8 protein-coding genes are annotated in these 14,277 nt (G+C 62.5%); 5 read left to right on the top strand and 3 right to left on the bottom strand.

What is annotated here, in order from left to right:
- Positions 1–83: 83 nt before the first annotated feature.
- Both gltB and ACN19L_RS00865 read left to right on the top strand, forming a co-directional pair.
- The gene (gene gltB, locus ACN19L_RS00870; protein ID WP_426491666.1) at positions 84–4,601 is read left to right on the top strand and encodes a glutamate synthase large subunit; all 4,518 of its coding nucleotides are present in this window, start codon (positions 84–86) and stop codon (positions 4,599–4,601) included.
- A 254-nt stretch (positions 4,602–4,855) separates the two neighbouring features.
- On the top strand, positions 4,856–6,331 hold the full coding sequence (locus tag ACN19L_RS00865) for a glutamate synthase subunit beta (protein ID WP_426491665.1): 1,476 nt from the start codon (positions 4,856–4,858) through the stop codon (positions 6,329–6,331).
- Positions 6,332–6,520: 189 nt separating this feature from the next.
- On the opposite strand, the gene dnaB is transcribed toward ACN19L_RS00865, so the two are convergent.
- Positions 6,521–9,082: a replicative DNA helicase gene (gene dnaB / locus ACN19L_RS00860; protein ID WP_426493556.1), complete on the bottom strand. Its 2,562-nt coding sequence runs from the start codon at positions 9,080–9,082 to the stop codon at positions 6,521–6,523.
- 398 nt (positions 9,083–9,480) lie between these two features.
- On the opposite strand from dnaB, the gene ACN19L_RS00855 reads away from it, so the two are divergent.
- Complete coding sequence (locus tag ACN19L_RS00855; RefSeq protein WP_426491664.1) at positions 9,481–10,866, top strand: UDP-N-acetylmuramate--L-alanine ligase; 1,386 nt, start codon at positions 9,481–9,483, stop codon at positions 10,864–10,866.
- 68 nt (positions 10,867–10,934) lie between these two features.
- On the top strand, positions 10,935–11,645 hold the full coding sequence (locus tag ACN19L_RS00850) for an alpha/beta fold hydrolase (RefSeq protein ID WP_426491663.1): 711 nt from the start codon (positions 10,935–10,937) through the stop codon (positions 11,643–11,645).
- A 254-nt stretch (positions 11,646–11,899) separates the two neighbouring features.
- Here the strand turns inward: ACN19L_RS00850 and ACN19L_RS00845 are convergent, their stop codons facing one another.
- Positions 11,900–12,466, bottom strand: coding sequence for a hypothetical protein (locus ACN19L_RS00845; RefSeq protein WP_426491662.1), 567 nt, complete (start codon positions 12,464–12,466; stop codon positions 11,900–11,902).
- Positions 12,467–12,494: 28 nt separating this feature from the next.
- Positions 12,495–13,289, bottom strand: coding sequence for a M48 family metallopeptidase (locus ACN19L_RS00840; RefSeq protein ID WP_426491661.1), 795 nt, complete (start codon positions 13,287–13,289; stop codon positions 12,495–12,497).
- A 264-nt stretch (positions 13,290–13,553) separates the two neighbouring features.
- On the opposite strand from ACN19L_RS00840, the gene ACN19L_RS00835 reads away from it, so the two are divergent.
- Positions 13,554–14,168, top strand: coding sequence for a fumarylacetoacetate hydrolase family protein (locus ACN19L_RS00835; RefSeq protein ID WP_426491660.1), 615 nt, complete (start codon positions 13,554–13,556; stop codon positions 14,166–14,168).
- Positions 14,169–14,277 lie beyond the last annotated feature (109 nt).

The raw sequence follows: 14,277 nt of genomic DNA, 5'->3' as shown, positions 1-14,277 counted from the left end.
CCGACCCCGCGCGGTGGCGGTATAATGGGCTCGGACCTGCTGCCGGGGGTCACGCTTGCCTGAACCTACGACACCTTAATCCGATGGAGCAAACTGCCCCGCAAGGACTATATCGCCCCGAATTTGAGCACGACGCCTGCGGCACCGGCTTTATTGCCTGCGTGGATGGCCGCCGCTCGCACCAGATTGTGGCCGATGCGCTGACGATTCTGGAAAACATGGAACACCGCGGCGCCTGCGGCTGCGACGCCGACTCCGGCGACGGGGCCGGCCTGCTGCTGCAGCTGCCCCACTGGTTTCTGCTGGAGGAGTGTACCACGCTGGGCATCCGCCTGCCCGAGCCCGGCGAGTACGGCGTGGGCATGGCCTTCCTGCCCAAAAACGAGGCCCTGCGCCACATCAGCCGCGACCTTATCAGCCAGGCCGCGGCCCGGCTGGGGTTTCCGGTGCTGGGCTACCGGCCGGTGCCGGTGAACCCCGCCGGCATTGGCCCCACGGCCCTGGCCGCCGAGCCGGCCGTGGAGCAGGTGTTTGTGGGCCGCCCCACCGGCGTGCACACGCCCGAGGAGTTTGAGCGCAAGCTCTACGTGCTGCGCCGCCTCATCAACCGGGAAGCCGCCGCCCAGCTCGCGGGCGAAGAAGTCTACTTCACGTCGTTTTCCTGCCGCGTTATCATCTACAAGGGCCAGCTGACCACCTACCAGGTGCGCGGCTACTACCCCGAGCTGTCGGATGAGCGCGTGACCTCGGGGCTGGGGCTGGTGCACAGCCGGTTTTCAACCAATACCTTCCCCAGCTGGCGGCTGGCCCAGCCCTTCCGGCTGCTGGCCCACAACGGCGAAATCAACACCCTGCGCGGCAACCTCAACTGGTTTTACGCCGGCCTGCCCTCCTACCTCTCGCCCTACTTCTCGGCCGAGGAAATGGAAATTCTGCTGCCCGTCATCGACTCCGGCCAGTCGGACTCAGCCTGCCTCGACAACATTGTGGAACTGCTGCTGCACTGCGGCCGGAGCCTGCCCCAGGTGATGATGCTACTGGTGCCCGAGGCCTGGGACGGCAACGAGCAGATGGACCCGCTCAAAAAGGCCTTCTACGAGTTCCACGCCACGTTTATGGCTCCCTGGGACGGCCCGGCGGCCCTGCTGTTCACCGATGGCCGCATGGTGGGGGCCATGCTGGACCGCAACGGTTTGCGCCCCCTGCGCTACGCCCTCACCGACGACGGCCGGGTGCTGGTAGCCTCCGAGGCCGGGGTGCTGGGCGCGGGTCTGCCCGAAGCCCGGGTGGTGCGCAAGGGCCGTCTGCAGCCCGGCAAAATGCTGCTGATTGATACCGTGGCGGGCCAGATTATCACCGACGAGGAGCTGAAAACCCAAGCCGCCACGCGCCAGCCCTACGGCCAGTGGCTGAGCGAGTACCAGATTCGGCTGGAGGAATTACCCGAGCCCCGGCTGGTGTTCACCGATTTATCGGCCGAGTCGGTGTTCAAGTACCACCAGGTATTCGGCTACACCCGCGAGGATATTGACACCATTCTCACGCCGATGGCGGTGGAAGGCAAAGAGCCCATCGGCTCCATGGGCGTCGATTCGCCGCTGGCGGTACTTTCTGACCAGCCCCAGCACCTGAGCAGCTACTTCAAGCAGTTCTTCGCCCAGGTCACCAACCCGCCCATCGACCCCATTCGGGAGCGGCTGGTAATGAGCCTGGCCACCTTCATCGGCAACAACGGCAACATCCTCGACGAGGACAAGATGCACTGCCACTGCGTGGCCCTGCGTCAGCCCATCCTCACCAACCACGAGCTGGAAAAGCTGCGCAGCATCGATACGGGACTGTTCAACGCCAAAACCATCAACACCTACTTCCGGGCCGATGGCAAGCCGGGGGCGCTGGCCGCCGGCCTGGCCCGCCTCTGCCGCTACGCCGAGGATGCGGTGGACGACGGGTTTGAGGTGCTGATTCTGTCGGACCGGGCCCTGGATTCGGAGCACGCCGCCATTCCGTCGTTGCTGGCCGTGTCGGCGGTGCACCACCACCTGATTCGGAAGGGCTACCGGGGCTCGGTGGGGCTGGTGGTGGAAGCCGGCGACGCCTGGGAGGTGCATCATTTTGCCTGTCTGTTGGCCTTCGGAGCTACGGCCATCAACCCCTACCTGGCCCTCAGCACCATCCGCACGCTGCAGTACGAGGGGCGGCTGGGCACTACTTTGAGCGTGCCCAGGCTGGAAGCCAACTACCAGAAGGCGGTGTGCGACGGTCTGCTGAAAATCTTCTCCAAAATGGGCATCAGCACGCTGCAGAGCTACCACGGCGCGCAGGTGTTCGAAATTCTGGGTCTGAACCGGGCCGTGGTGGACCAGTACTTCACCGGGGCCGTGACGCGCATTGGTGGGCTGGGGCTTGATGAAATTGCCCGCGAAACCCTGTTCAAGCATTTCCAGGGCTTCCGGAGCAGCACCCTGGAAGAACAGTTGCTGCTGCCCGAGGGCGGCGTGTATCAGTGGCGGCGGCGGGGCGAGGCCCACCAGTTCAACCCCGAAACCGTGCACCTGCTGCAGCACGCCACCCGCACCAACTCCTACGAAACGTATCAACGCTACGCCCGGCTGGTGAACGAGCCCGGCAAAGGGGCCTTCACGCTGCGCGGATTGCTGGATTTTGCCCGCCACCGCCCAGCCGTGCCGCTGGCGGAGGTAGAGCCGGCCGAGAGCATCATGCGGCGCTTTGCCACCGGGGCCATGTCGTTTGGCTCGATTTCGCACGAGGCGCACAGCACCCTAGCCATTGCTATGAACCGCATTGGGGGCAAAAGCAACACCGGCGAGGGCGGCGAAGACCCCATGCGCTACGAGGTAATGGAAAACGGCGACTCCATGCGCTCGGCCATTAAGCAGGTGGCCTCGGCCCGCTTCGGCGTGACGGCCCACTACCTCACCAACGCCGACGAGCTGCAAATCAAGATGGCCCAGGGTGCCAAGCCTGGCGAGGGCGGCCAGCTGCCCGGCCACAAGGTGGACGAGTGGATTGCCCGGGTGCGCCACGCCACGCCCGGCGTGGGCCTCATCTCGCCCCCGCCCCACCACGACATTTACTCCATTGAGGACCTGGCCCAGCTCATCTTCGACCTCAAAAACGCCAACCGCCAGGCCCGCATCAACGTGAAGCTGGTGAGCAAGGCCGGGGTGGGCACCATTGCCGCCGGCGTAGCCAAAGCCCACGCCGACGTGATTCTGATTGCGGGCTTTGATGGTGGCACCGGCGCTTCGCCCCTGAGCAGCATCCGCCACGCCGGGCTACCCTGGGAGCTGGGCCTGGCCGAAGCCCACCAGACGCTGGTGCGCAACCAGCTCCGCAGCCGGGTGGTGCTGCAAGCCGACGGTCAGCTGAAAACCGGCCGCGACCTGGCCATTGCCACCCTGCTGGGGGCCGAGGAATGGGGTGTGGCCACCGCCGCGCTGGTAGCCGGGGGCTGCGTGATGATGCGAAAATGTCACCTCAACACCTGCCCCGTGGGCGTGGCTACCCAGGACCCCGAGCTGCGCCGCCTGTTCAGCGGGCAGCCCGAGCACATCGTGAACCTGTTCCGCTTCTTGGCCGAGGAGCTGCGCGAAATCATGGCTGAGCTAGGCTTCCGCACCGTGAACGAAATGGTGGGCCGGGCCCAATTCCTCAAGCCCCGCCCCGACATCCAGCACTGGAAAGCCCGCCACCTCGACCTGCGCGACCTGCTGTACCTGACCTCCCCCGCGGCCGGCAGCACCCTGCACCAAAGCGAGGCGCAGGACCACGGCCTCCAGCACATCCTCGACTGGCAGCTGCTGGAGCACGCCCGCCCGGCCCTGGACTACCAGCAGCCGGTGCGGGCTGAGTTTGCCGTGGGCAACACCAACCGCACCATCGGCACGCTGCTCTCCAACGAAATCACCAAGCGCTACCACGCCGCCGGGCTGCCCGAGGGCACCATCGAGTACAACTTCCGCGGGTCGGCGGGGCAGAGCTTCGGGGCCTTCAGCGTGCGGGGGCTGAGCTTCCGGCTCGAAGGCGAGGCCAACGACTACGTGGGCAAGGGCCTGAGCGGGGCCCGCCTCATCATTCACCCCGCCCTCGACGCCCGGTTTGCGCCCGAGCAGAACATCATCATCGGCAACGTGGCTTTGTACGGGGCAACTTCCGGCGAGCTGTTCGTGCGCGGGCAGGCCGGGGAGCGGTTCGCGGTGCGCAACTCCGGGGCCACGGCCGTGGTGGAGGGCGTGGGCGACCATGGCTGCGAGTACATGACGGGAGGACGAGCCCTCATCCTGGGCCCCACCGGCCGCAACTTCGCCGCCGGCATGAGCGGGGGCATCGCCTGGGTGTACGACGCCGACGGCTCCTTCCCCCAAAATTGCAACCCCGAAATGGTGGAGCTCGACCCGCTCGACGCCGACGACGAAACTCACATCCAGCACCTGCTCCGCCAGCACCACGAGCTCACCGGCAGCCAGCTAGCCGCCTTCCTGCTCGCCAACTGGCCTGAGGAAGCCGGCAAGTTCGTGAAGGTGTTCCCCAGCGAATACAAAAAGGTGCTGCAGAAGGCCCGGGTAGCGGTGGGGTAATGCCTCACCCCCCGGCCCCCTCTCCAGGAGAAGAGGGGGAACCTGACGGCACGATGTAGAGACGCAATATTTTGCATCTCCCGCCAGAACGAGCCGCCAGCCGGCATGGCCCGCCAGCCGGCATAATCAGCACCACGCAGTCAAAACAACATCAGCAACGACGAGACGCAAGATGTTGCGTCTCTACAACCGTCCGAATCGTCTGGCTCCCCCTCTCTGAAGGAGAGGGGGCCGGGGGGTGAGGCACCACGCACATGGGCAATAGCACCGGTTTCAAGGAATTTCAGCGGGAGCTGCCCGCAAAGGCCGCCCCGCAGGAGCGCGTGGCGCACAACCGTGAGTTTGTGGGCCAGTACTCCGATACGCAGCTGCGGCAGCAGTCGGGGCGGTGCATGGAGTGCGGTATTCCGTTCTGCCACGCGGGCTGCCCGCTGGGCAACATCATCCCCGAGTTCAACGACGCCGTGTACCGCCAGGACTGGGAGCAGGCCTACCAGATTCTGAGTGCTACCAACAACTTCCCCGAGTTTACCGGCCGCATCTGCCCCGCCCCCTGCGAATCGGCCTGCGTGCTGGGGATTAATGCGGCACCGGTGGCCATTGAGGAAATCGAGAAGCACATCATCGAAACGGCCTTTGCCCGGGGCTACGTGCGGCCCACCGCGCCGGTACTCAAAACCGGCAAATCGGTGGCCGTGGTGGGCTCGGGGCCGGCCGGGCTGGCGGCGGCAGCGCAACTGGTGCGGGCCGGCCACGCCGTGACGGTGTTTGAGCGCGACGACCGGCCCGGCGGCCTGCTGCGTTACGGCATCCCCGATTTCAAGCTGGATAAATGGGTGATTGACCGCCGCCTGCGCCTGCTGGAAGAAGACGGCGTGCAGTTTCGCTGCAACACCGAAGTAGGCCGCGACATCCCGGCCCGGGAGCTGGCCGCTCAGTTCGACGCGGTGGTGCTGGCCGGCGGGGCCCTGGTACCCAAAGACCTGCCCCTGCCCGGTCGCAAGCTGCCCGGTATCCACTTCGCCATGGACTACCTCACTCAGCACAACCGCCGCGTAAGCGGGCTGCCGCTGTCGGAACCCGACATTCAGGCCACCGGCCTCGACGTGGTGGTCATCGGCAGCGGCGACACCGGCTCCGACTGCGTGGGCACAGCCAACCGCCAGCAGGCCCGCTCCGTCACGCAGTTTGCCCTTATGCACCAGCCCGCCCCCGAGCGGCCCCACTTCGAGCCCTGGCCCCACTACCCCACGGCCGTGTTCCGCACCAGCACTTCTCACGAGGAAGGCTGCCAGCGCTACTGGGGCATCAACACCAAAGCCTTCCTGGCTGATGAGCACGGCCGCCTGCGGGCCCTGCTGGTCACCGACGTTACTTGGGAAACCGACGTGCTGGGCCGCCGCCTCGCCTTCACCGAAATCGAAGGTTCGGCGCGCGAAATCCCCTGCCAGCTGGCCCTGTTGGCCCTGGGCTTCGCCTCCCCCCGCTACGAAGGGCTGCTGGAGCAGCTCGGCGTAGCCCTCGACGACCGGGGCAACGTACGTACCCCTTCCGACACCAACTTCCTCACCTCTCAGCCCAACGTCTTCGTGGCCGGCGACATGCGCCGCGGCCAGTCACTCGTAGTATGGGCCATTTCCGAAGGCCGCGAAGCCGCCCGCCAGGTAGACCTGTTTCTGATGGGCAAAACCGCCCTGCCCAGCAAGGATGCGGTGGGTATGTTTGGGTAGGGTCGTTTGAACTTAAAGTAACAGAGCGTCATGCTGAGCGGAGCCGGAGGCGTGGTCGAAGCATCTCTACCGCTTCGTTGCCATGGTAATCCAATGAAGCAGTAGAGATGCTTCGACAAGCTCAGCATGACGTTCTGGAAACCCAAACCGCCCGCTGGTTTCAGCGGGCGGTTTGGGTTTCTTGCCGAATTAAAACGGCGGGGGCCCGTCGTCGAAGGTGCTGCGGGGGAAGGGCTGGGCGGGCGGCGGGCCGTCGTTGTTGATGCGGGAGCCGAGGCGGATGGTGTTCGGGGCGAAACCGGATTGGTCGTCGTCGAAGGTGCTGGTGGGGAAAGCGCCGGGGTTGAAGCCCGCGTCGCCGAAGCCGCCGCCGGCCCCGTCGAGGTCGGCAAACTTGGTGAACTTGCCGATGAACTTCAGCTGCACGGTTTCCAGGGAGCCGTTCCGGTGCTTGGCAATAATCACCTCGCCGGTACCCTGGGTGGGGTTACCCATTTCGTCCTCCGTAATCTTATAGTACTCGGGGCGGTACAGGAACACCACCATGTCGGCGTCCTGCTCGATGGAGCCCGATTCCCGAAGGTCACTGAGTTGGGGCTTCTTGTCGCCGCCGCGGGTTTCCACCGAGCGGCTCAGCTGCGACAGGGCCAGCACCGGCACGTTCAGCTCTTTGGCAATACCCTTGAGCGCCCGCGAAATCGAGGCAATTTCCTGCTCCCGGTTGCCCCCGCCCTTGCCATCCGTGTTACCCGTCATCAGCTGCAGGTAGTCGATGATGATCATCTGGATGTCGTGGTGGGCTTTGAGACGGCGGCACTTGGTGCGCAGCTCTCGGATACTGAGGCCCGGCGTATCGTCAATGTAAATGGGAGCCGACGACAGGGCAGAAATCTTGTGGTTCAGCTGCGCCCACTCGTAGTCGGCCAGGTTGCCCTTCTTGATTTTCTCCGAATCCAGCTCCGCCTCGGCCGAAATCAGACGGTTCACGAGCTGCAGCGAGGACATTTCCAACGAGAAAATAGCCACCGGCTTCTTGAACTCCACCGCCGCATTGCGCATGGCCGATACTACGAAGGCGGTGTTGTGCGTCACGGTCATGTCCTGCAGCAGAAACAGCCGGTTGCCGTCGATGCTGAAGCCGTAATAGTCGTCCTCTCCGTCAAACTCCACTGAAATGCCGGTCATACGCCAGTCGACGGGGCTGCGCCAGGGCTGGGCCTGCTTGTGGGCTACCCGCACCGGTACCCGGTCAATGTCGCCGTAGATGCGCACCCGGTACACCTCGCTTTCGAAGCCGATGGCGCTGATGGATGCCCGCTTTTTGCGCAGCGAAGTCCGGAAGCCCAGCGAGTCGGCCAGAAACTTGATCTGGCGGGCCAGGCGGTGGTTTTTCTGGGTGATTTCGTAGCCGTTGGATACCGGGTCGAAGTGGCCGTCGGAGTCGATGAGGCCGGCCAGCAGCTGCAGGCGGGTTTCGGTGCTGTTGCTCAGGTACGGCTGCGGAATATGCTTGTCACTGAGCACGTCCAGCTGGCGCAGCTCGTCCTGCACGGAATATTGGGCAATACTGCCGCCCTGCCGGCCTCGCGTGATACCGTAGCTGTTGCAGCGGTTATCCACCACGCCCACCGTTACCTGCATATCCAGGTCGGCCGCGTACTGATGCAGATAGTCGATGATTTCCGGGTCTTGGCTGGTGATGCGGCAGTTGTCCGAAGCACCATCGCCCAGCCACAGCCCCAGGAAATACGGCTCCACCGGCACTTCCTGCGCAGCAAACTCAACGGCCACCTTATAGCCTTTGTAGTTAGAGCGAAACTTGGCCGATTTGCCGAGCCAGTCCTTTACGGTGATGTTGAGCACGTCGCCGTGGCGGTGCGGGCCCTCGGTGCGGCTGCGCTTGAGCGAGAGAATATGGCTTTCGTTCACGCGGTAGGCTTCACCCTTGTTCTGGCGCACCCAGTACATGTTCTCACGGCCCCGGGCAATGCTCAGCACCCGGCGCGGGGTCGAGTCGTCGCCCATCAGCAGCTCGCCGGCCCGCACGTCTTCCACGTTGCGCAGGGTACCATCGAACATCAGCACTTTGGTGCCTTTACCAAGACATTTACCCATACCGGGGCGCGCGGCAATAATCACCAGGTCAGAGGGTTGCCAGCCCGACGTAACCCGGTCTAAGGCCGAAAATCCGGAGGGCACGCCGGTGAGGCCGTCCTTCTGATCCTTCTTTTCTTCCAGCTCCTTGATGGCCTTGCCCATCAGGCTGCGCATATCATCAAAGTTCTTGCGGATGTTGGATTCCGACACCTCGAATAACGACTGCTCGGTGCTGTCGAGCAGGTTAAACACGTCGGTGGTATCCTCGAAGGCGTCGCGCTGAATGTCGGAGGCAATACGGATGAGCTCCCGCTTGATGGCGTTTTCGGTAATGATGCGGGCGTGGTACTCAATATTGGCCGCCGAGTTCACCTTGAAGGTGAGGTTGGCCACGTAGTGCGCGCCGCCGGCCGCCTCCAGCTCGCCCATTTCCCGCAGCTCGTGCGTAACCGTCAGAATATCAATCGGCTCCGACTTGTCGAACAGGTTCAGGATAGCCTTGAAGATGCGGATGTGGCCTTCCTTGTAGAAACTCTGGGGTTTCAGAATGTCGATAACCGTGGTCAGGGCATCCTTTTCCAGCATGAGGGCCCCCAGCACGGCGGCTTCCAGCTCCAGGGCCTGGGGCGGCAGTTTGCCCGCGGCTCCACCCATGGGCAGCTGCGCCGGGCGGCTGTTCCAGGCAGCTTTGGCCCGCGAGGCCGAAAGTTTCAGGCGGTCATCCATCCGGTCGTTCATTACTAACTAAGCACTACAAGGTAAGCAGGTTGGGCCGGTTTTGGGCAGGATTCCGGCCCGGTCTTTTCAACTTTTCAGCCAAAGGGGCACAAATCTAACGGCTGGGCTCTACAATCCGGGACTGGCAGAAAAGGTTTCTTTTTTGTATGCTGATACTAAGCAGAACGTTACCGGGATAAGCTCAGTGACTGAGGATGAGCAGAGTAGGATAAGGTCCCAGGACCCAATCCCCACGGCGCGGGCCCGGTGGCCTCTGTCCACGTACACATCGGCCGGGCAATGTACCTTTGTGGCCTGCTTACTTACTTTCCCGAATGGCCGCAACCCCTTCTTCGCTCCAACGCCTGCACCTGATTGCAACCGGGGGCAGCATTATGCACAACCTGGCTTTGGCCCTCCACCAGCGCGGGGCCCAGGTAACGGGTTCCGATGACGAAATATTTGAGCCCGCCAAGAGCCGGTTAGCCGCTGCCGGTTTGCTCCCAGCCGCAGAAGGCTGGTTCCCGGAGAAGATTACCCAGGACCTTGACGCCGTGATTGTGGGCATGCACGCCCGCCCCGACAACCCCGAGTTGCTGCGCGCTCAGGAGCTGGGCCTGCGGGTGTATTCCTTTCCTGAGTTTATCTACGAGGCTTCCCGCGACAAGCAGCGCATTGTCATTGGGGGCTCGCACGGCAAAACCAGCATTACTTCGCTTATCCTGCACGTACTGCGCCACTGGGGCCGTAAGTTCGACTACGCCGTGGGGGCCCAGCTGGAGGGCTTCGACCTGATGGTGCAGCTCACTGACGACGCGCCCATCATCATCATTGAAGGCGACGAATACCTGTCCTCCCCCATCGACCGACGGCCCAAGTTTCACCTCTACCAGCACCACATCGGCGTCATTTCCGGCATCAGCTGGGACCACATCAACGTGTTTCCCACGGAGGAGGTGTACCGGGAGCAGTTCCGGATTTTTGCGGAGATGACGCCCAAAGCCGGCGTGCTCATCTACGACCAGGACGACGAGCAGGTGCAGCTGGTAACAGTGCCCAGCTCCCCCGATGTGAAGTACATTGGCTACGGTCCGCACGAGCACGTTATTCGGGACGGCAAAACCTACCTGCTGACCAAAAAGGACGAAGAAGTGCCCGTGCAGGTGTTTGGAGCACACAACCTGCGCAACATCTCGGCGGCCAAGGAAGTGTGCAAGCAGCTGGGCATCAAAGGCAAGGAGTTTTATGAGGCCCTGGCCACGTTCAAGGGCGCAGCCCGCCGCCTGGAGAAGGTGCGGGAAGGCGCTGACTCCGTAGTGTACAAGGATTTCGCCCACGCGCCCAGCAAGCTGAAAGCCACCGCCACGGCCTTCAAAAACCAGTACCCGGAGCGCCGGCTGGTGGCCTGCCTGGAACTGCACACGTTCAGCTCCCTCAACCCGGCCTTTTTGCCCCAGTACGCCCATACCTTCGATGCCCCCGACGTAGCGGTGGTGTACTTCAACCCCCACGTGCTGGAGCACAAGCGCCTGCCCCCACTCCCGCCCGAAGCCGTGCAACAAGCTTTCCAACGGCCCGATTTGCGCGTTTTCACCGACAGCCAGGAGCTGGCCGCCTTCCTGCACGCCCAGAGCTGGCAGAACGCCAACCTGCTGATGATGTCCTCGGGTACCTTCGATGGGCTGGACCTGAACCAGCTGGCGGCGGCCGTAACCACCTAATCAACCTGCCGCTGGCAGCCCGCGTACCCTACCTGCGCCAAGCAAGGCCTGCCAGCGGAAATCAGACCATGAAGCATACTATCTTGCTCCTGCACGGGGCTCTTGGCTCAGAAGCGGAGCTGAAGTTTTTGAAGCGGGAGCTGCCGCCGTTTTACGATGTGCATTCCTTCTCCTTCGGGGGCCACGGCGGGCAGCCGTTGGTACCGGAAGCATTTTCGATGAAGCACTTTGCCTGGGAAATCCGGCAGTTTATTCTGGACCGCAACCTACCGCCGGTGCACGTGTTTGGGTACAGTATGGGTGGTTACGCGGCCCTTACGGCTGCCGTAACGTGGCCGGAGCTATTTACCAGCATCACCACCCTGGGTACCAAGTTCGACTGGACGCCGGGCACGGCTGCGCAGGCTACCCGGCTGCTGGATGCCTCCGCCATGCGCGAGAAAGTACCGCAGTTTGCCCACCACCTGGAGCAGCTGCACGCGCCCACTCCCTTGCCGGAGTTTTTGGCTGCTACGGCGAGCCTGCTGCGGGGGCTGGGCGACGCGCCTCTGCTCAACGCCGACAACCTGGCCGCGCTGGAAGTACCGGTGCAGGTGCTGGTGGGCGAGCTGGATAAAACCGCCGGCGTGGACGCCTCCCGCGCCTTCGCCGACCACATGCCCCGCGCCACCTTCGAAATCATCATGAATACCCCCCACCCGCTGGAAAAAGTAAACCCCGATGTGCTGGTGAACCGCATTGCGCGGTTTGTGGAGCTGGTGCAGGAAGGCCTGGCTTAAACCTTGCGGGCAGCTCATCTGCCTGCGAAAATCCTGAAACGTCATGCAGAGGCTGCACCTCTGCATGACGTTTCAGGAATAGAATGTTCACACGGCCTGAAAGCGAAACGCCCGATGCATATAGTAGCACCGGGCGTTTCGCTTTTACTTTTTACTGCTGACGTCCTCGGGGGCCTTGCGGCGCCGGTCGGTGGTAACCAGCAAGGCCAGGGCAGTCAGGGAAAGGCGCAGAATCCATTTACGGCTAAGCATGGCTACTTACGGGAGAAGAAAGTGTTGTTGGACTCCACGCGCAGGTCGCAGCGGCTGCCTCCGGTATTTTCCTCACAGGTAGTGCCTACAATTTCGTTTTTCTCAAAGTTGAAAAAGCAAAACGTGCAGCCTACGCCCGTAATAATGTAGCGGGCGGCATTGGATGGCAGGTAAAGACTGTTATCGGTGGAGGTTTGCAAAGGCAGCGCCATGGCCCGGTACATACCATTGCGCAAACCCATACCCACGATATAGTACACGGCTTTGTCCTTGGGCGTCTCCTGCACCTTCCGGATGATGGTTTTGTCAATGGCCGTCCCGTCGCCAAACTCCCGGGTAAAGGCAGCGGAAAGTTGTTCCCGCGGGATAATGTACCGGATTTTGCCCTCCGATACTTCGGCAATCTGCTTGCTCACCACCTCCCGTTTACGACGCATCTCTTCCGTGTCGGTGGTGGGGGCGCTCATTTCCGGAAAGCCCCGTTTGGTGGTTTCGCAGGCCGTCAGACCGCCCAGCAACAGCAGGCCGGTACTCAGCAGGTATAGCGCAGGGCGCGGGATACAGTTCATTTAGATGGGCTGAATAGGCAGCCGTAAGTTAACGGGGTTTGTAGTATTGCCGGGCCTCGGGCAGCTCCTTCTGGATGGCGGCAATGCGCGTACCGTTGGAGGGGTGAGTGGAGAGGAATTCCGGGGGCGAAGCCTGATTTTCGCGGGCCTCCATGCGTTGCCAGAACGCAATGGCTCCGTCGGGGTTGTAGCCGGCCATAGCCATGAAGATCAGCCCCAGGTGGTCGGCTTCCGACTCCTGGCTGCGGCCGTACTTCAACAGTCCCAGCGAGGAGCCCACGCCCACCGCCTGCAAAAACACATTCTGAGTAGCCGTGGGATTCTGCCCCACCGCCGCCGAAACTACCCCTCCCAGGCCCTGCGCGGCCATCTGCTGGCTCATGCGCTCCGAGCTGTGCCGGGCCACGGCGTGGGCAATTTCGTGGCCCATTACTACGGCCAGACCGTTCTCGTCCTGCGTAATGGGCAGAATACCGCTGTACACGGCCACTTTACCGCCGGGCATACACCAGGCGTTTTCCTGTTTGTCGTCAATCAGGTTGAACTCCCACTGATAGCCTTCCAGCTGGGCCTGCTGGTTTTGCTGGCGGAAGTACATTTCCACAGCCTGTTGAATGCGCTGGCCCACCCGCTTTACCATGGCTGCCTGCTCGCCGCTGTTAATAACGCGGCTGCTGCTAAGTACTTTCTGGTATTCCTGGGCGGCCATCGTATTCATCTCCGTATCGGAAACCAGACTGAGCTGGCGACGACCAGTGATGGGCACCGTAGAGCAGGCGGCGGCCACGAACAGGCAACTGGCCAAAGCAATTTTCTTGAGCATGGAAAAGACGGTTGACGGGACGGAAAACAGAACGAAAGGCGGGCGAATCAGGAAGCCAGACAGTAGGCGGTACCTGCCTGCGGTGCTATACGTGCGGGGGTGGGCAAAATGTTTACGTGGCCCTTTTCGGCAGGTAAAACCGGGCCCGTTTGGGTTTCCAGCCCACGAATTAAACGCTATTTTTGACCGTTTACCTCGTCGGCCGTATCAGTACACGGCTTTTTATCCGGCCCGGCCGGTCCAGTTTCCCCCAACTCCCTGAGCATGAAAATCCTCTGCATCGGCCGCAACTACGCCGAACATATTGCCGAACTCCAGAACGAAACGCCCGACGCTCCCGTCATCTTCGCCAAGCCTGATACTGCCCTGCTCCAGCGCAACCAGCCCTTCTTCCTCCCCGATTTTTCCCAGGACATCCACCACGAGGTAGAGCTGGTGCTGCGCATCTGCAAAAACGGCAAGAATATCGAGGAGAAGTTTGCCCCTACCTACTTTGACGCCATCGGACTGGGCATTGACTTCACGGCCCGCGACCTGCAAAGCAAGCTCAAAAGCAAGGGCCTGCCCTGGGAGCTGGCCAAGGGCTTCGACGGCTCGGCCCCCATTTCGCAGGAGTTCAAACCAGTTGCGGAGTTTGCCGACCTGAAGAACATCGACTTTCGGCTGGAAGTGAACGGCGAAGTGCGCCAGCAGGGCAACTCCGGCCTGATGCTGCACGACTTCTCCAAAATCATCAGCTACATCTCCCAGTTCATCACCCTGAAAATGGGTGACCTGATTTTCACCGGCACGCCCAGCGGCGTGGGCCCCGTCAAAATCGGCGACCAGCTCACCGGCTTCATCGGCGAGGACAAGATGTTTGACCTGGCGGTGAAATAGGCTAACAGCATGTCATTCCGAGCCCGCGAGGAATGACATGCTAATTGTCATGCTGAGCCCAGTGAAGCGGCTCTACCGCTTTGCCTGAACGATTCACTAGCCCAGGGTT

It is taken from the genome of Hymenobacter sp. 102, from assembly GCF_049949205.1.
In the GTDB taxonomy this organism is placed as follows: Bacteria; Bacteroidota; Bacteroidia; order Cytophagales; family Hymenobacteraceae; genus Hymenobacter.
This window is presented reverse-complemented; position numbering and strand designations above follow the sequence as displayed.